Here is a 17,195-nt window from a genome sequence, read left to right as displayed (position 1 = left end):
GCGTTTCCGGATTCCTTTCGGTTCAGACCCGCTCGACCAGTTCGAGCGCCTGGGCAGGAGAAGGTGCCGGCGTTCGCTCGGCAAGGGGTGTGACGGGGAGGAGGCTCTCCTCGCGGAGGAACACGCTGCGGACGACTCGTTCGGCGGCCCGGCCGTCGTCGAAGTCGCAGAAGCGCTCACGGAACCTGGCCCGGAAGGCGGCGGACGTCTCGTTCCGCCACTCGTCGGACCGGAGGATCTCGGTGAGCTGCGCCTGGCTGGTGGCGACGGCCCCGGGAGGCTCGGCCATCAGGTCGAAGTAGCTGCCCCGGACGACCTTGTACGTCTCCCAGTCGTCGGCGAAGATCACGATCGGCCGGTCCAGGTTGGCGTAGTCGAACATCGCCGACGAGTAGTCGGTGATGAGGGCGTCGGCCGCGAGATAGAGCTGCTCGACGGTCTGGTGCCCGGAGACGTCGACGACCCGGCCGCTTTCCTGGAGTTCGGCGAGCCGGCCGGTGGGCTTGTAGAAGTAGTGGCCGCGCACCAGCAGGGTGACGTCCGGCCCCAGCTCCTCGGACAGCTTCGCCAGGTCGATCCGTGGCGTGAATTCCTTCTGGTACTCGCGGTGGGTCGGCATGTACAGGAAGACCTTGGCGCCGTCCGCGACGCCGAGTTCCCGACGGGCCTGGGCGACCTCGGCGGCTCCGGAGTTGATCAGCACGTCGTTGCGCGGGTACCCGGTCTCCAGCGAGGTGTAGGAGCACGGATAGACCCGCTCCCAGACCGTGGTGGAGAAGCGGTTGGAGGAGATGCTGTAGTCCCAGCGGTCGCAGCGCCGCAGCAGGTCCTCCATCTTCATGCTCGTGGAGGCGGGGTAGTCGGCCTGGTCGAGGCCCATCGTCTTCAGCGGGGTGCCGTGATGGGTCTGCACGTGGATCTGGCCGGTGCGCTTGACCAGGGCGTCGGCGAAGTTCACGTTGTTGATGAAGTACTTGCCGCGGGCCAGCGCCGTCCAGTACTCGCGGGAGCCGACGACGGCCACCTCGACACCCTTGGGCACCCGGCTCACGTGCTCCGCGCGCACCGCCCACACCCGCCGGATGTGCGGGGCCAGCCGGGCCAGCTCGGCGTCGATGGCCGCGGGGTTGCAGGAGTAGCCCCTGCTCCAGTAGGCGGAGAAGACCGCGAGGTTCTCGTCCACGGGCAGCCGCAGCTGCGACTGGTAGAAGATCCGCATCCCGGCGCGCTTGGCCCGGTTGATGCGCCGGCTGCTGCCGGCCCGTGCGCGGTTCCGCACCCGGTTCGCCCGGGTGACACCGGTCAGCGCCGGATACGAGTCCATGCCGAGCAGCGCGTACTTGTAACCGCGGCCACCGCCCGGACGCTCGAATCCCTCGGGCATCCGGCGGCTGTAATCGGCGGCCGCACGGTGGAAGAATTCGGACCGCGCATTCTTGGGAAGGCGGTCCGGCCTTTCCAGCACCGTGAGGTACTGGTCGACCATTTTGCGGAAAAGGGCCGGGCGCCAGGAATTGAATTCCGGATGTTCGTCCAGATAGGTGAACACGCGCTCGTACTGGTCGAATACGTCGAAATGCTTGCGGCTGACCGTGCCCAGGATGTTTCCGCCCTCGCGCCGCTGCCGGTAGAGCACGCAGATGCGGTCGAGCACCGCGATGCGCTCCGCCGTGACCAGGGTGGAGTACGTCCAGGGGGCGTCCTCGTAGTACCCGGACGGGAACCGGAAGCCGTGGGCCTCGACGAAATCGCGGCGGTAGGCCTTGTTCCAGACGATCTGCAGCAGGTCGAGCAGCGCGGGCCGCTCGCTCAGGGGGAAGACCGCGGGCTCGCCGGCGGCGAGCGCGTCCGCCCGCTGGTTGGGCAGCAGCCGGCCGTCCCAGAAGCTGCGCGCGTAGTCGTAGACCAGGACGTCCGGGTCGCCGGTCGCGTCGAGACGGGCGGCGATGCCGCTCAGCGAGCCGGGCGTCAGGGTGTCGTCGCTGTCGAGGAAGAGCAGATAGTCGCCGGTCGCCTGTTCGATGCCGGCGTTACGGGCGTGACCCAGTCCCACGTTCTCGCTCAGGTGGAGCACCCGCACCCGGGCGTCGCGCTCCGCGTACTCGTCGAGGATGGCGCCGGAGCCGTCCGGCGAGCAGTCGTCCACGGCGACGACCTCGAAGTCGGTGAAGTCCTGCTGAAGCACGGAGTCGAGGCACTCCCGAACATACCCCTGCACGTTGTACGCAGGCACGATGAGTGTCAGTCGAGGCATCCTTCACCAGTCCAGAGAGCTGTCTGCAGGGTCTGTGCGGAGGCGCCGATTCGCACCGCGGAATCATGGGGGAGCGCCGGAGCACCTGAACAGCGTAATTGATTGACATCCGCCCGCCGTGGCCTTGTGTTTGCCCCGCCTTCATCCGGGGCTGTCCGGCTTCACCCGTGGTGTTCCCGGGCTGTCTCCCACGCCTGGCTTCATATCGCACGATAATACGCTTGAGTCCTATTTGTCTGATTCGATTTTCCGTGCACGTAGGGTGAACCTGTCGGCAGGACCACCCACAGAGGGAGAGACGTACAGAATGACCTGGATGGTTACGGGCGGGGCCGGATACATAGGTGCGCACGTCGTGCGGGCGATGCTCGCGGGTGGTCTGAGCGTGGTCGTGTACGACGACCTCTCCACGGGAAGCGCCGGGAGCGTGCCCGAGGGCGTGCCGCTGGTCACGGCGAGCGTGCTGGACCGGGAGGCCCTGGATGCGGCGATCCGTGACCACACCGTGACGGGTGTGGTGCATGTCGCAGGCAAGAAGCAGGTCGGCGAGTCCGTCGAGCGCCCCCTCCATTACTACCGGGAGAACGTGACCGGCCTGGAGGTGCTGCTGGAGAGCATGGTCGCGGCGGGCGTCGACCGGCTGGTGTTCTCCTCGTCGGCCGCGGTCTACGGCATGCCCGACGTGGACCTCGTCACGGAGGACACCCCCTGCGCGCCGATGAGCCCCTACGGGGAGACCAAGCTCGTCGGCGAATGGCTGATCCACGCCGCCGCCCGGGCCCACGGGCTGCGCTGTGCGTCCCTGCGCTACTTCAACGTCGCCGGTGCGGCCTCGCCCGAACTCGCCGACGCCGGGGTGTTCAACCTCATCCCGATGGTCTTCGAGCGCCTGGAGGCCGGCGAGGCTCCGCGGATCTTCGGCGACGACTACGCGACGCCCGACGGCACCTGCGTCCGCGACTACATCCATGTGGAGGACATCGCCTCCGCCCACCTCGCGGCCGCACGCCGGCTGGAGGACGCCGCCGCCGGCACGGACCTCACGCTGAACATCGGCCGCGGCGAGGGGAGCTCGGTGCGCGAGATGGCCGAGCGCATCCTCAAGGCGACCGGCCACGAGGACGTCGTCCCCGAGGTGGCCGCGCGCCGCCCCGGCGACCCGGCACGCGTGGTCGCGGGCGCCGGCCGGATCCGCGCGGAGCTGGGCTGGTCGGCGCGGTACGGCGTCGACGAGATGATCGAGTCCGCCTGGCAGGGGTGGCGCCTCCGCCACCCGTGATCCTCGCGGCCGAGTGGGCCGAGGTGCCTGCGCACCCGGAGAATTCGACATCGAGTTCGACGTCTCGCAGATGTGTGGGGGCTTATCACCCCCCGGCGGGTGCGAAAGAAAGCCGAATGGTTACGGGGGGCCGCCGCTTTTCCTCCGGATGAGTCGGTAAGCGGGTCGGCGGTGCTGTTTCGCCGCGGATGAGCAGCCGGATCTGACTAAGGTCACCCGGTAGGTCGCAGCTGCGACAGGACCGCCGACTCATCGTGGGGCAGAACTGTGAAGGCTCTCGTACTTTCCGGTGGGGCAGGCACCCGGCTCCGTCCCATTACGCATACCTCGGCCAAACAGCTGGTCCCCGTGGCGAACAAACCCGTGCTGTTCTACGGGCTCGAAGCCATCGCGGAAGCGGGCATCACCGAGGTCGGCATCATCGTGGGCGACACCGAGGAGGAGATCCGCGCGGCCGTCGGCGACGGGTCCCGGTTCGGCATCGACGTCACCTACATCCCGCAGTCCGAACCGCTCGGCCTCGCCCACGCGGTCCTGATCGCCCAGCGCTTCCTCGGCGACGACGACTTCGTCATGTACCTCGGCGACAACTTCATCGTCGGCGGGATCGCCGGACTGGTCGAGGGGTTCTGCGCGGACCGGCCCGACGCCCAGATCCTGCTGACCCGGGTGCCCGACCCGACCTCGTTCGGCGTGGCCGAACTCGACGGCGACGGCAGGGTCGTGGCCCTGGAGGAGAAGCCGAAGGAGCCCAAGAGCGATCTGGCGCTCGTCGGCGTCTACCTCTTCACCCGGGTCATCCACGAGGCCGTCCGCTCCATCCGCCCGTCCTGGCGCGGCGAACTGGAGATCACCCACGCCATCCAGTGGCTGATCGACCAGGAGCGCGACGTCCGCTCCACGACGATCCGCGGCTACTGGAAGGACACCGGCAACGTCACCGACATGCTGGAGGTCAACCGCACCGTGCTGGAGACCGTCGAACCCTGCACCGCCGGCGCCCACGTGGACGACGAGAGCGAGATCATCGGCCGGGTCCGCATCGAGCCGGGCGCCCGGGTCACCCGCAGCCGGATCGTCGGCCCCGCCATCATCGGCGCCCGCTCTGTGATCAGCGACGCCTACGTCGGCCCGTTCACCTCGGTCGCCCACGACTGCCGGATCGAGGACAGCGAGATCGAGTACTCCATCGTCCTGCGCGGCGCCTCCATCGACGGCGTGCGCCGCGTCGAGGCGTCCCTCATCGGCCACGAGGTCGAGGTGACCCCTGCCCCCCGGAGCCCGTCCGCCCACCGACTCGTCCTCGGCGACCACAGCAAGGTGCAGATCTCCTCATGACGACCCGCCTCCTGGTGACCGGCGGCGCCGGCTTCATCGGCTCCCACTACGTACGCACCCTGCTCGGCCCCGACGGCCCCGGTGACCTCGCCGTCACCGTGCTCGACAAGCTGACCTACGCGGGCAACCCGGCCAACCTCGACGCGGTGCGCCGGCACCCCGGGTTCTCGTTCGTGCGGGGCGACATCTGCGACGCGGAGCTGGTCGGCGGCCTCATGGCCGGGCACGACCAGGTGGTGCACTTCGCCGCCGAATCCCATGTGGACCGCTCCATCGACGGCGGCGCCGAGTTCGTGCGTACGAACGTCCTGGGCACCCACACCCTCGTCCACGCCGCCCACCTGGCCGGCCTCGAGACCTTCGTGCACGTCTCCACCGACGAGGTCTACGGATCGATCGACGAGGGCTCGTGGACCGAGGACGAACCGCTCGCCCCCAACTCCCCGTACTCCGCCTCCAAGGCGTCGAGCGACCTGATCGCCCTCTCCTACCACCGCACCCACGGACTCGACGTGCGGGTGACCCGCTGCTCCAACAACTACGGGCACCACCACTTCCCCGAGAAGGTCATCCCGCTCTTCGTCACCAACCTGCTGGAGGGCAGGCAGGTCCCGCTGTACGGCGACGGCGCCCATGTGCGCGACTGGCTGCACATCGACGACCACGTCCAGGGCATCGAACTCGTCCGTACCGGGGGACGTCCGGGCGAGGTCTACAACATCGGCGGCGGCACCGAGCTCTCCAACAAGGAGCTCACCCTGCTCCTCCTCGACGCGTGCGGAGCCGACTGGGACACCGACGTCCTCCATGTCGAGGACCGCAAGGGCCACGACCGGCGCTACTCCGTCGACTGCTCCAAGATCCGCGAGGAGCTCGGCTACGAGCCCCGCAAGGACTTCCGCACCGGGCTCGCCGAGACCGTGCGGTGGTACCGCGAGAACCGCTCCTGGTGGGAGCCGCTCAAGGAGAGGGCCGCCCTGTGAGGCCCCTCTGGCTCGTCACGGGAGCCGCCGGAATGCTCGGCCAGGACCTGACGGCCGCGCTCGCCCGGGACGGCGCCACCGCCGTCGCCGCCGACCGTGCGGCCCTGGACATCACCGACACCGACCGCGTCCGGGAGGCGTTCGCCGCCCACCGCCCCGCCGTCGTGGTCAACTGCGCGGCCTGGACCGCCGTCGACGACGCCGAGAGCCGGGAGGATGCCGCCCTGCGGGTCAACGGCACCGGCCCCGCGGTCCTCGCCGCCGCCTGCCGCGCGCACGGCACCGTCCTGCTCCAGGTCTCCACGGACTACGTGTTCGCCGGGGACGCCGGCTCCCCGTACGCCGAGGACGCCCCCACCGCCCCGCGCAGCGCCTACGGCCGCACCAAGCTGGCCGGCGAACGCGCCGTCCTGGAGACCCTCCCCGACACCGGCTACGTCGTGCGCACCGCCTGGCTCTACGGCGCGGGCGGCGCCAACTTCGTCCGCACGATGATCCGGCTGGAGGGCGTCAAGGACACCGTCGACGTGGTGGACGACCAGCACGGCCAGCCCACCTGGACCGTCGATCTCGCCGACCGGCTGGTCCGGCTCGGGCACGCCGCACTCGACGGCACCGCCCCGGCGGGCGTCTACCACGGCACCAGCGGCGGCGGGACGACCTGGTTCGGCTTCGCCCGGGAGATCTTCCGGCTGCTCGGCGCGGACCCGGCCCGGGTCCGGCCCACCACCAGCGCGGCCTTCGCCCGCCCGGCCCCCCGGCCCGCGTGCGGTGTGCTCACGCACGGCCGGTTCGCCGCAGCCGGGCTCGACCCCATCCGGGACTGGCGCACCGCACTGGAGGAGGCGTTCCCCGCCCTGCTCGCCGCGGAACGCCCCCTGCTCAGCGGCCGGCCGGGCTGAGCGGCTGCGACGCGCCCGCGCGCACCCGGGGAACCGGCGCGCCGGCCGCCCGCAGCCGCGCGTAGTACGCCTCGCACTCGGCGTACGACGGAAGGAGCCCCTGCTCCTCCGCCCCGGCCAGCGAGGGCGCCGAGGCGTCCTTCGGGGACAGCAGCGGGGTGATGCCCGCCGGCCACTCGATGCCCAGCTCGGCGTCGAGCGGATCGATGCCGCGCTCGCGCCCGGGCGCATAGCCCTCCGAGCAGAGATAGAGGACGCACGCGTCGTCGGTCAGCGCCATGAAGGCGTGGCCGAGCCCCTCGGCGAGATAGACCGCCCGGTGATCGGTGTCGTCCAGGCGGACCCCCTCCCACCTCTTGTACGTGGGCGAGCCCGCCCGGACGTCCACGATCACGTCGAGCACCGCGCCCCGTACGCACTTCACGTACTTGGCCTGGCCCGGCGGCACGTCCGCGAAGTGGATCCCGCGCAGCGTGCCCCGCCGCGAGTGGGAGAAGTTGGCCTGCGCGAGCCCCAGCGGGTGACCGGCCGCCTCCCCGAGATCCGCGGCCCTGAACCACTCGTGGAAACTGCCGCGGCTGTCGGGGATGATTCTGGGCTCGTGCACCCAGGCCCCGGGGATGGAGAGCTGGCGCATGCGATCACGTCCTCTGCCTGAAATTCGCCGAGTCTTCCCGTGGTGGGCCGACATTCCCTGCAACGAGCCGGGGTGCGGAACGGATACGGAACCGTACGGATGCGGACGAAACGGGGTCCACGGTGCGGAACGCGAAGGCGCCGCCCGTCGTGCTCGCGTAGATTGCGGGGTCCAGCGAGGCGAACCATGGGGGATACACGTGTCAGGGGCCAGGCAGGGCGTCACGGAGGCCCGCAGGATCGTGGTCAAGGTCGGTTCCTCCTCCCTCACCACCGCCGCCGGAGGTCTCGACGCCGACCGGGTCGACGCACTCGTCGACGTACTCGCCAAGGTCCGCAGCGGCGGCGAGCGGGAAGTCGTCCTCGTCTCCAGCGGTGCCATCGCGGCCGGACTCGCCCCGCTCGGACTGCACCGCCGGCCCAAGGACCTGGCCAGGCAGCAGGCCGCCGCCAGCGTCGGCCAGGGCCTGCTCGTCGCCCGCTACACCGCCTCGTTCGCCCGCTACGGCGTCCGCGTCGGCCAGGTCCTGCTCACCAGCAACGACACCAGCCGCCGGGCCCACTACCGCAACGCCTACCGCACCCTGGACCAGCTCCTGGAGATGGGCGCGCTGCCGGTCGTCAACGAGAACGACACCGTCGCCACGGACGAGATCCGCTTCGGCGACAACGACCGGCTCGCCGCGCTCGTCGCCCACCTGGTCCGCGCCGATCTGCTGATCCTGCTCTCGGACGTGGACGGCCTCTACGACGGCGACCCGAGCATCCCGGGCACCACCCGCATCGCGGAGGTCACCGGCCCCGCCGACCTGGCCGGTGTCAGCATCGGCAGCGCCGGCAAGGCGGGCGTCGGGACCGGCGGCATGGTCACCAAGGTCGAGGCCGCCCGGATCGCCACCGCGGCCGGCGTCCCCGTCGTCCTGACGTCGGCGAGCCACGCGGCCGACGCGCTGGCGGGCCGGGACACGGGCACCTACTTCCACCGCACCGGACGCCGCTCGGCGGACCGGCTCCTGTGGCTCGCCCACGCCTCCACCCCGCAGGGCTCGCTGACGCTGGACGACGGGGCCGTGCGGGCCGTCGTGGAGCGCCACAGCTCGCTGCTGCCGGCCGGGATCGCCGCGGTCGAGGGCGAGTTCACCGCGGGCGACCCGGTGGAACTGCGCGATCTGCGGGGCCGGCCCGTCGCCCGCGGCCTCGTCAACTTCGACGCCAAGGAGATCCCGCAGCTCCTCGGCCGTTCCACCCACGAGCTGGCCCGTGAACTCGGCCCCGCCTACGAACGCGAGGTCGTACACAGGGACGACCTCGTCGTTCTCCACGCCTGACGAGCACCCGAAACGGCTGAAAGTCCAGCCTTCGGGCAGAGACCTTCACGAAAACCGCCCCAAGCCGGGCCGCGGGCTGGTCCACTTTGTAGCAGGGACAGTGCGGGGTTCAGCACGGCAACACATTCACAGGAGGCCGCCGGTGAGACGAGCGCGCCCGGGGGCGCCGCCCCGAGGGACGGGTGGCCGCGCCCTGACCAGCGTCGGAGCCGGGACCGGCTTCGACACGAGCAGATCAGCGGACCGGAGGGACGACCTGGCCACCCGGCAGGAACCGGCACCGGCCGGCCAGGAGCGCACCCACTCGAAGCTGTGGCACATCACGCTCTGCGTCTCCGGCGGAGAGATTCCGCTGAAGGAGGTCAGACGCGGCCTCGAACAGCTCGCGCACGACCACCCGTTCCTGCTGACCAGCCGCTACGCCCACGACCACGCGGAGATCCGCTACTGGGAAGAGGCCCGCGACCTGCACGACGCGGCCGCGGTGGCCCTGCGGCTGTGGGGTGAGCACCGCTCCAGCGCCGGGCTGCCGCCCTGGGAGATCGTCGGCCTGGAGGTCATCGACCGCGAGACGTACCACCAGCGCATCGCCGAGGGATACGGGCCGCCCCCGGCCGCCCCCGTCGGCGTGCACCCGTACTAGGTCCTGTCCCCGGACAGCCGTCTCGCATCACGGGATACGGGAGAGATGCCCGCAGTGTGCGCATTACGCTGCGGGCATGACCACGCTTTCGCCGTACGACAACCTGTCCCCGGTCGCCCAGGCCGCCTACCGGGCCCGCTCCGCGGCCGCCGATATCGCGCCACTTCCGCGCGCGGCGAAGGACGACGCGCTGCTGGCGATCGCGGACGCGCTCGAAGTGCGCACCAGCGACATCCTCGCGGCCAACGCCGAGGACGTCGCCCGCGCCCGCGAGGCAGGCACGAGCGAGTCGGTCGTCGACCGGCTCACCCTCACCCCCGAGCGGATCCGCGCCATCGCGGCCGACGTCCGGGACGTGGCGGCGCTGCCCGACCCCGTCGGTGAGGTGGTGCGCGGCTCGACCCTGCCCAACGGCATCGACCTGCGCCAGGTCCGGGTGCCCCTCGGCGTGGTCGGGATCATCTACGAGGCGCGGCCCAACGTGACGGTGGACGCCGCGGCCCTCTGCCTCAAGTCGGGCAACGCCGTCCTGCTGCGCGGTTCGTCCTCGGCCTCCTCCTCCAACCGTGCGCTCGTCCGGGTGCTGCGCGACGCGGTCGGCGGCTCAGGACTGCCGGCCGACGCGGTGCAGCTGGTGCCGGGCGACAACCGTGACTCCGTACGCGAGCTGATGCGGGCGCGCGGCCTGGTCGACGTGCTCATCCCGCGCGGCGGCGCCTCCCTGATCCGCACCGTCGTCGAGGAGTCCACGGTCCCGGTGATCGAGACGGGCACGGGCAACTGCCATGTCTACGTGGACGCGGAGACCGATCTCGACATGGCCGTCGCCATCCTGGTCAACTCCAAGGCGCAGCGACCGAGCGTCTGCAACGCGGCGGAGACGCTCCTGGTCCACAAGGACGTCGCCGACGCGTTCCTGCCGCGCGCCCTCGACGCGCTCGCCGAGGCCGGGGTGACCGTGCACGGGGACGAGCGGGTCCTGGAGTACGCCGAGGGCGCCAAGGCCACCGTGGTGGCGGCGACGCCCGAGGACTGGGAGACGGAGTACCTGTCGTACGACATCGCGGCGGCCGTCGTGGAGTCGCTGGACGCGGCGGTGGCGCACATCCGGCTCTGGTCGTCCGGCCACACGGAGGCGATCGTGACGACCTCGCAGGCCGCGGCGCGCCGATTCACCCAGCTGGTGGATTCGACGACGGTGGCCGTGAACGCCTCGACCCGCTTCACGGACGGCGGCCAGTTCGGCTTCGGCGCGGAGATCGGGATCTCCACGCAGAAGCTGCACGCCAGGGGCCCCATGGGGCTGCCGGAGCTGACGTCCACCAAGTACATCGTGACCGGCGACGGCCATGTGCGGTGACCGTGCGGGGCGGCGAATGTGCCGGCTCCCTGCCCAAAACGACGCCACGGGTCTAGGCTGAAACCGTGCCGGACGACGTGGGGGGCAGGCCGTTCCCGAACGGCTGGGAGCCCGACGACGACCGCGGGGGCGCGGACGAGGACTTCGCCTCCGTGGTGTTCGACGAGGATTTCGTCCGGGCAGCCGAGTTCCACGAACCGACCGCGGTCGAGCGGCTGTTGGCCGCTGCCGAGGCGCGTGCCGAGGCCGACGCCTTCCGGGCCCGGGCCGGCGGTGGTCCGCTGGACGACGACCTCTATGACGACGGCTACGGGCCGGGCGGCGCCTACGGCCCCGGCAGCGGCTACGACGACCCGCTGGACGCGGACGACGAGTACCGCGTCGGCGGCCCGTACGGGCGGCACGGCGGCGCCCTGCGGCCCTACCGGGGAGCCGCCCGCTGGCACCGGCCGGTGGCGTGGCTGCTCGCGCTGCTGATGGGCGTCGGCATGGTCGTGCTGGCCTTCAGCGCCGTCTTCCGCAATGCCTCGGGCGACCGGCAGGACCAGGTCCCGCCTCCGGCCACGAGCGGCGTGGACAGCGCGCCGGGGCCCACGGCTGCCCCCTCCGCCGCGGCCGGCTACTCCCGCCCGATGGTCTCCGCCGTCCCCCGCACGCCCTGACCGACCGGGACGCGGGTCGGCACGGGTCGGCACGGATGCCGGGGCGCGGGTGGGCCGGGCGCACCTGCACGGGTCCTCGCGCGCACTAATACACGGGGCCCGCGCGCACTGACGCAGGGCCGGGCCGCGCGCGCAGAGACAGGGGCGCCCCGCGCGCGCTGACACAGAGGCTGCCCGCGCGCGCTGAGACAGAGGGCTGCGCCCACCGAGACGGGCGGCCCACCCGCGGCGACAGAGGGGCGGCCCACCCGCGCCGACAGGGAGGCGGCCCACCCGCGCCGACAGGGAGGCGGTCCGCGCGCGCTGACACGGGTGGCCCAGTCGGGACCGATTGCCTGGGAACCCCGCCGTTCCCGCTCACGCCGCCGACGTATCCCCGGCGCTGACCCGCCCGACCGGGGGAACCCCGCGGCAGTTCCCGCCCGTCACCGCGTTTACCTCCCTCGTAATCGACCTACTCTGAAGATATGACCCCTCACCCGCTCGAAGAGGGGGCTTCTCACTTGTCCGCACATGCCCCCGCATGCCGGGCAGACCCTGTCCGGAGCCTTCCGGCCGGAAGGGGCGCACCGTTGGGCCCCGGTCGGTGGCGTGGAGTCGGGAGAAGTCATGGCAGACCGCGGAGATCCACCCGAAGGCCCTTCGGAGAACGGTGCGAGCGGCAGCGAGGACGAGTACCGGTCGCTCGTCTTCGACGAGTCGTTCGTCCGGGCTGCCAGGCTGCAGGAGTTCTCCGCCCAGGAGCGGATGGGGGACCACGCCCGTGCCGTCCGGAGCCTGCCGGGCCGGGCCGTCCGCAACGGCTCACGGGCCGCGCTCGCCCTCGTCGTCCTGATCGCCCTGGCCTTCGGCGCCGCCGTCTTCATGGGCTTCCGCCACCCCTACCAGACCTCCGTCACCCGACGGACCGAGCCGCTGCGGATGACCGTCGTCCCGCTGGCGCCGCGCGGAGTGGTCCCCGCCGGCACCCCGGCCGGTCTCTTCGCGAGCAGTCCCGCCGCCGCGTTCCCGGAGGGGGCCGCGGGCATCGCCCTCCCGGTGAGCCGGCGGACGGACAACTTCTCCGAGAACCAGGTGTACACCGCGCTGGCCACGGCCAAGGACTACCTGGTGGCCTCCTCGCTCGACCTGGACGTCCTGGGCGGGAACGCGGTACGCCCCGTCGAGGCACTGCTCGACCCGGACCAGATCGAACAGTTCGAGCGGAGCGTGAACACCCCGCGCGACGACGGGCAGCACGCGGCGACCGGCTGGCTGGTGCGATTCGACCCCACCGAGATCACCCCGGACCCGGAGGTCCGGGTCCGGGGCACCCTCCAGTACGCGGAGGCGGGGGCCGACACCCTCGAGGTCGTGTCGGACCACACCTTCGCCTACGTACTCCATCCGGCCGTCTCCGGCCCCCGACAGGCGGGCGGCGCCTCGCTGTTCACCGTACGGCGGGAGATGCGCTTCCGGTTCGACCGGGACGATCTGCGGCTGCACCGCCTGGAGGTGCAGACCAGCTACGTCCAGGCGGGACCGCAGTCCTGCCCGGCCGACACCACCGGTGCGCTGCGGCCGCTGCTCGCGGGCGAACGGGCGGTTGTCCGCAGCCCGGCGGGCACCGACCCGTATGCGACGGGCCGGCCCGCCGCCGCGCTGTGCGGGACGCTGGCGGTCAGCTCCCCGCCGGACTCGCGGCCGGCCCCTCCGGGCCCTCCCGCCGGGACTGCTGCGAGCCGTCCGTAGCGTCGCCCCCGCCGGCCCCCGGACCCTTGGCGCCGCCGGCCGCGCCGGTGAACTTGTCGCGGAGCTTGCCGCCCAGGTCCCCGGCGCCCCCCGCTATGTCGCCGACCAGCTTCATCAGCGGGTCCTTGCTGCTGCGCACCGAATCGGCGTAGTGCGAGGCGGACTCCTTGAAGGCGTCCGTCACCGAGGTGTCCTTGTCCTCGTCGCGCCGCGGGTAGTGGCCGTCCATGATCCGCTGGTAGTCGCGGGTCTCCGACCACTTCTTCAGCTCGGCCGCGCGCACCGTGGTGAACGGGTGCGAACGGGGCAGCACGTTCAGGATCTTGAGGACGGAATCGCGCAGATCTCCGGCCTTCTCGTACTCGTCGGCCTGGGCGAGGAAGGCGTCCACGTTCATCTCGTGGAGGTGGTTGCCGCCGGCGATCTTCATCAGCCCGCGCATGGAGGCCCGCAGGTCCTGGCCGACGAGCAGCCCGGCCCGGTCGGCGGACAGCTCGGACTTGCGGAACCACTCGCGCAGCGCGGTGACGATCGCCATGATCGCGACATTGCCCAGGGGGATCCAGGCCACCTTGAGGGCGAGATTGGTGAGGAAGAGCAGGATCGTGCGGTACACCGCGTGGCCGGAGAGGGCGTGGCCCACCTCGTGTCCGACGACCGCCCGCATCTCCTCTTCGTCGAGCAGCTCCACCAGTCCCGTCGTCACCACGATGATCGGCTCGTCGAGACCGATGCACATGGCGTTGGGCTGGGGGTTCTGGCTGACGTACATCGGCGGGACCTTCTCCAGGTCCAGGATGTAACAGGCATCCCGCAGCATGTCGTTGAGGTGGGTGAACTGCGCGTCGCTCACCCGGACGGAGTCCGACAGGAAGAGCAGTCGCAGACTGCGCTCAGGCAGCAGTCCGCTCAGCGCCTTGAAGACGGTGTCGAAGCCGCTCAGCTTGCGCAGAGCCACCAGGGCCGAGCGGTCCGCCGGGTGTTCGTACGCCCGGGAGGAGATCCCCGGGAAACGCCTGCGCTGCCTGCTCGGCACCTGGCCATGGCTCTCGTGGCTGCCGTCGGTCATGAAGTGGGCCCCCTGTTCGTACGAGACGTCGCTCGCCCCCCTGGCAGATCCCAGCGTAGGTGCTGGGGCTACGGTGTGCGGGGGGCTGTGGATAACTGAGGAGACGCCCGACATGCCGCACACCGTTGCTCTGCTCACCGCCGCATCCGAGGATCAGGGGCCGGGCAACACCGTCCGCATCGTGCTGATCGTCTCCCTCGTCGGAGCCGCCCTGCTGGCCTGGTTCCTGCTGCGCGGATACCGCAACGACGACAACAACGACTGAGTCGGCGTGAGCGTGCCCGGGGCACCCGCATACGATGTCCGCGACGTCTTCCCTCCGACTACCGATCGATAGGTCCTGCCGAAGATGAGCCTCACGAGCACCGCACACCAGCTGGTCACCGTCGCCGCCGAGGGCGAGCACGGCGGCAATCACGAAAGCCTCAGCCCCTACCTCACCGGTGGCGGTGCGTTTGTCGTGCTTCTCCTCCTGCTGTGGATCACCACGCGCTTCAACCGCGACCGCTGAGGCCGAGGCGTACAGCTGTGCCAGTAGGCTCTGCACGCATGGGAGAGCAGCACGTGCTTACCGGCCGCGGAAAGCGCCGACTCGGCGTGATGGGCGGGACATTCGACCCGATCCATCACGGACACCTGGTGGCGGCCAGTGAAGTGGCCGCCCAGTTCCACCTCGACGAGGTGATCTTCGTTCCGACCGGACAGCCGTGGCAGAAGTCCCACAAGCAGGTCTCTCCGGCCGAGGACCGCTATCTGATGACCGTGATCGCGACGGCGTCCAACCCGCAGTTCTCGGTCAGCCGGATCGATGTCGACCGCAAGGGCCCCACCTATACGATCGACACCCTGCGGGACCTGCGCGCGGTCCATGACGACGCGGACCTGTTCTTCATCACGGGCGCCGACGCCCTCTCCCAGATCCTCACCTGGCGGGATGCCGCCGAGCTCTTCTCGCTGTCCCACTTCATCGGTGTGACGCGTCCGGGGCACCTGCTCACGGACGACGGGCTCCCGAAGGGGGGCGTCTCCCTCGTGGAGGTCCCCGCTCTGGCCATCTCCTCCACGGACTGCCGTGGGAGGGTCGCCCAGGGAGACCCGGTCTGGTACCTGGTGCCGGACGGTGTGGTCCGCTACATCGACAAGCGCCAGCTGTACCGCGGCGAATGAGCCACGGAGAGGGGCACCGGTGAACGACCGACAGAACCCGTACGACCCGTACTACCCGCAGCCGCAGATCGTCGGCTACGACGAGTACGGGCAGCCGGTGTACCAGCAGCCCGCGGCGCAGCAGCAGTACGATCCGTACGCACAGCAGCAGCCTCAGCCGCCGCACCAGGCCCAGCAGCCGCAGCATCCCCAGCAGCAGGCGCCGCAGGACGGCCAGGGATACGGCTACGACCCGTACGCCGAGCAACAACAGCAACAGCAACAGCAGCACCCGCAGCATCAGCAACACCAGCAGCCGGCCGCTCCGCCGCAGCAGTACGACCCGTACGCGGCCCCGCAACAGCCGCAGTCGCAGCAGCACGTGCAGCAGGGCTACGGCTACGACGGCGGCTACGGCTACGACACGGGCAGGCAGCCCGCCGCGGTCGACACCACCCAGCAGTGGAGCATCCCGCAGCAGGCGCCGGCGCCCGAAGCCGCGGCCGCTCCGCCTCCGCGCGCCCCCGAACCGCAGCCCGCCGCGGAGCCCGAGGCCGGCGTCCCGGCACCGCGCCGGGGTGACCGTGACTACCGCACGGAGCAGTTCTCCTTCATCGAGGAGCCCGACGAGGACTCCGAAGACGTCATCGACTGGCTGAAGTTCACCGAGAGCCGCAGCGAGCGCCGCGAGGAGGCACGCCGTCGCGGTCACAACCGGATGGTCGCGCTGATCGTCGTCGCCGCCCTCGTGGTGCTCGGCGGCGTCGGCTACCTGTGGTCGGCGGACAAGCTTCCGGGCTTCTCCTCCTCGGAGAAGGAGAACACCGCGACGAGCGGCCCGCAGCGCCGGGACGTCATCGTGGTCCACCTCCACAACACCAAGGGCGGCGGCACGTCCACGGCCCTGCTCGTCGACAACGTCACGACCAAGCAGGGCACCACCGTCCTGCTGCCCAACTCGCTGGCCCTCTCCGACGAGGACGGCACCACCACCACGCTCGGCAAGTCGGTCGACGACGACGGGACGTCAGGAACCCGCGAGTCCATCGACTCCCTGCTCGGCACCGAGATCAGCGGCACCTGGCGGCTCGACACCCCGTATCTGGAGAACCTCGTCGACCTGGTCGGCAACATCGAGGTCGACACCGACACCGTTGTTCCCGACACCAAGAAGGGCGCCGCGCCGCTGGTGAAGAAGGGCGAGGCGCAGACGCTCAGCGGCCGGATGGCCGTCGCCTACGCCACGTACCGGGGTCCCGGCGAGGCCGAGGCCAAGCAGCTGATGCGGTTCGGGCAGGTCATGCGCGGAGTGCTGCGGAAGATCTCCGATGATCCGAAGGCCGCCACGGTCACCGTCCAGACACTGGCCCAGATCCTCGACCCGTCCCTGCCCGAGCAGGACCTGGGCGCCTCCCTCGCCAAACTCGCCGAGCACGCCAAGGTCGGCGACTACAAGACCGCGCTGCTGCCGGTCCAGGAGGACGGCACCCTCACCCAGGCCGCCACGGAGAGCGTCGTCAAGGACATCCTGGGCGGTTCCTTCAAGGCGCCGGCCGCGGACGCGGCGGTGCGGGTCGGCATCAAGAACGCCACGGGCAGCGAGGCGGGCACGGAATCCGCCCGGATCAAGCTGGTCAACGGCGGCTACACCTTCGTCAACAGCGGCACGTCCGATGCGGTGGCCTCCTCGGAGGTCGTCTACAAGGACGCGGCGGACAAGAAGAAGGCGACCGAGGTCGCCGCGACCCTCGGGCTGCCGGCCAGCGCGGCCAAGAAGGGCGAGCCGGCCGGTAACGCGGACGTGTCCGTCGTCCTCGGCCAGGACTACAAGATCAAGTAGATCGGCGGGCAGGACTGCAAGATC

Annotated in this window: 16 protein-coding genes; 13 read left to right on the top strand and 3 right to left on the bottom strand. The window is 70.9% G+C overall.

Annotation, left to right across the window (positions count from 1 at the left end; translation table 11 throughout):
• Positions 1-22: 22 nt before the first annotated feature.
• Entirely contained in the window at positions 23-2,254 is a 2,232-nt protein-coding gene (locus E6R60_RS05250) for a bifunctional glycosyltransferase family 2 protein/CDP-glycerol:glycerophosphate glycerophosphotransferase (protein WP_136325216.1), read from the bottom strand.
• Positions 2,255-2,561: 307 nt separating this feature from the next.
• Between E6R60_RS05250 and galE the strand changes: the two genes are divergently transcribed.
• From galE to rfbD, 4 genes are all read left to right on the top strand, one after another.
• The gene (galE, locus tag E6R60_RS05245; RefSeq protein ID WP_136325215.1) at positions 2,562-3,533 is read left to right on the top strand and encodes a UDP-glucose 4-epimerase GalE; all 972 of its coding nucleotides are present in this window, start codon (positions 2,562-2,564) and stop codon (positions 3,531-3,533) included.
• A 267-nt stretch (positions 3,534-3,800) separates the two neighbouring features.
• Positions 3,801-4,871 (top strand): glucose-1-phosphate thymidylyltransferase, encoded by a 1,071-nt coding sequence (locus E6R60_RS05240; RefSeq protein WP_136325214.1) that lies wholly within the window; start codon positions 3,801-3,803, stop codon positions 4,869-4,871.
• Positions 4,868-5,854 (top strand): dTDP-glucose 4,6-dehydratase, encoded by a 987-nt coding sequence (gene rfbB, locus E6R60_RS05235; RefSeq protein ID WP_136325213.1) that lies wholly within the window; start codon positions 4,868-4,870, stop codon positions 5,852-5,854. Before E6R60_RS05240 ends, rfbB begins: the two co-directional genes overlap by 4 nt.
• A 32-nt stretch (positions 5,855-5,886) precedes the next feature.
• Positions 5,887-6,756, top strand: coding sequence for a dTDP-4-dehydrorhamnose reductase (gene rfbD, locus E6R60_RS05230; protein WP_240802421.1), 870 nt, complete (start codon positions 5,887-5,889; stop codon positions 6,754-6,756).
• Here rfbD and rfbC read toward each other — a convergent pair.
• Positions 6,737-7,393: a dTDP-4-dehydrorhamnose 3,5-epimerase gene (gene rfbC / locus E6R60_RS05225; RefSeq protein WP_136325211.1), complete on the bottom strand. Its 657-nt coding sequence runs from the start codon at positions 7,391-7,393 to the stop codon at positions 6,737-6,739. The genes rfbD and rfbC overlap by 20 nt on opposite strands.
• A 241-nt stretch (positions 7,394-7,634) precedes the next feature.
• Here rfbC and proB point away from each other — a divergent pair, with 241 nt between their 5' ends.
• The 5 genes from proB to E6R60_RS05200 all read left to right on the top strand — a co-directional run bounded on the left by proB (position 7,635) and on the right by E6R60_RS05200 (position 13,116).
• Positions 7,635-8,720, top strand: coding sequence for a glutamate 5-kinase (gene proB / locus E6R60_RS05220; protein ID WP_240802420.1), 1,086 nt, complete (start codon positions 7,635-7,637; stop codon positions 8,718-8,720).
• Between the two features lie 142 nt (positions 8,721-8,862).
• Positions 8,863-9,363: a hypothetical protein gene (locus E6R60_RS05215; protein ID WP_136325209.1), complete on the top strand. Its 501-nt coding sequence runs from the start codon at positions 8,863-8,865 to the stop codon at positions 9,361-9,363.
• 76 nt (positions 9,364-9,439) lie between these two features.
• Positions 9,440-10,723, top strand: a complete 1,284-nt coding sequence (locus E6R60_RS05210; protein WP_136325208.1) for a glutamate-5-semialdehyde dehydrogenase — start codon at positions 9,440-9,442, stop codon at positions 10,721-10,723.
• 65 nt (positions 10,724-10,788) lie between these two features.
• Positions 10,789-11,385, top strand: a complete 597-nt coding sequence (locus E6R60_RS05205; protein WP_136325207.1) for a hypothetical protein — start codon at positions 10,789-10,791, stop codon at positions 11,383-11,385.
• A gap of 609 nt (positions 11,386-11,994) precedes the next feature.
• Positions 11,995-13,116 carry a hypothetical protein gene (locus E6R60_RS05200; RefSeq protein WP_136325206.1) on the top strand — a complete coding sequence of 374 codons (1,122 nt, stop codon included), beginning with the start codon at positions 11,995-11,997 and terminating at the stop codon, positions 13,114-13,116.
• Here the strand turns inward: E6R60_RS05200 and E6R60_RS05195 are convergent.
• Positions 13,046-14,185, bottom strand: a complete 1,140-nt coding sequence (locus E6R60_RS05195) for a M48 family metallopeptidase (protein WP_136325205.1) — start codon at positions 14,183-14,185, stop codon at positions 13,046-13,048. The genes E6R60_RS05200 and E6R60_RS05195 overlap by 71 nt on opposite strands.
• 112 nt (positions 14,186-14,297) lie before the next feature.
• On the opposite strand from E6R60_RS05195, the gene E6R60_RS36555 reads away from it, so the two are divergent.
• The 4 genes from E6R60_RS36555 to E6R60_RS05185 all read left to right on the top strand — a co-directional run bounded on the left by E6R60_RS36555 (position 14,298) and on the right by E6R60_RS05185 (position 17,171).
• A complete protein-coding gene (locus E6R60_RS36555; protein ID WP_168713537.1) occupies positions 14,298-14,450 on the top strand; it encodes a hypothetical protein in 153 nt (50 codons plus the stop codon).
• An 84-nt stretch (positions 14,451-14,534) separates the two neighbouring features.
• Positions 14,535-14,696 (top strand): hypothetical protein, encoded by a 162-nt coding sequence (locus E6R60_RS36550; RefSeq protein WP_018518201.1) that lies wholly within the window; start codon positions 14,535-14,537, stop codon positions 14,694-14,696.
• 38 nt (positions 14,697-14,734) lie between these two features.
• Entirely contained in the window at positions 14,735-15,352 is a 618-nt protein-coding gene (gene nadD, locus E6R60_RS05190) for a nicotinate-nucleotide adenylyltransferase (protein WP_136325204.1), read from the top strand.
• A gap of 19 nt (positions 15,353-15,371) precedes the next feature.
• A complete protein-coding gene (locus E6R60_RS05185) occupies positions 15,372-17,171 on the top strand; it encodes an LCP family protein (RefSeq protein WP_136325203.1) in 1,800 nt (599 codons plus the stop codon).
• The last annotated feature ends 24 nt before the right edge of the window (positions 17,172-17,195 follow it).

Origin of the sequence: Streptomyces sp. A0642, assembly GCF_004795105.1 — a bacterium.
GTDB lineage: Bacteria > Actinomycetota > Actinomycetes > Streptomycetales > Streptomycetaceae > Streptomyces.
This window is presented reverse-complemented; position numbering and strand designations above follow the sequence as displayed.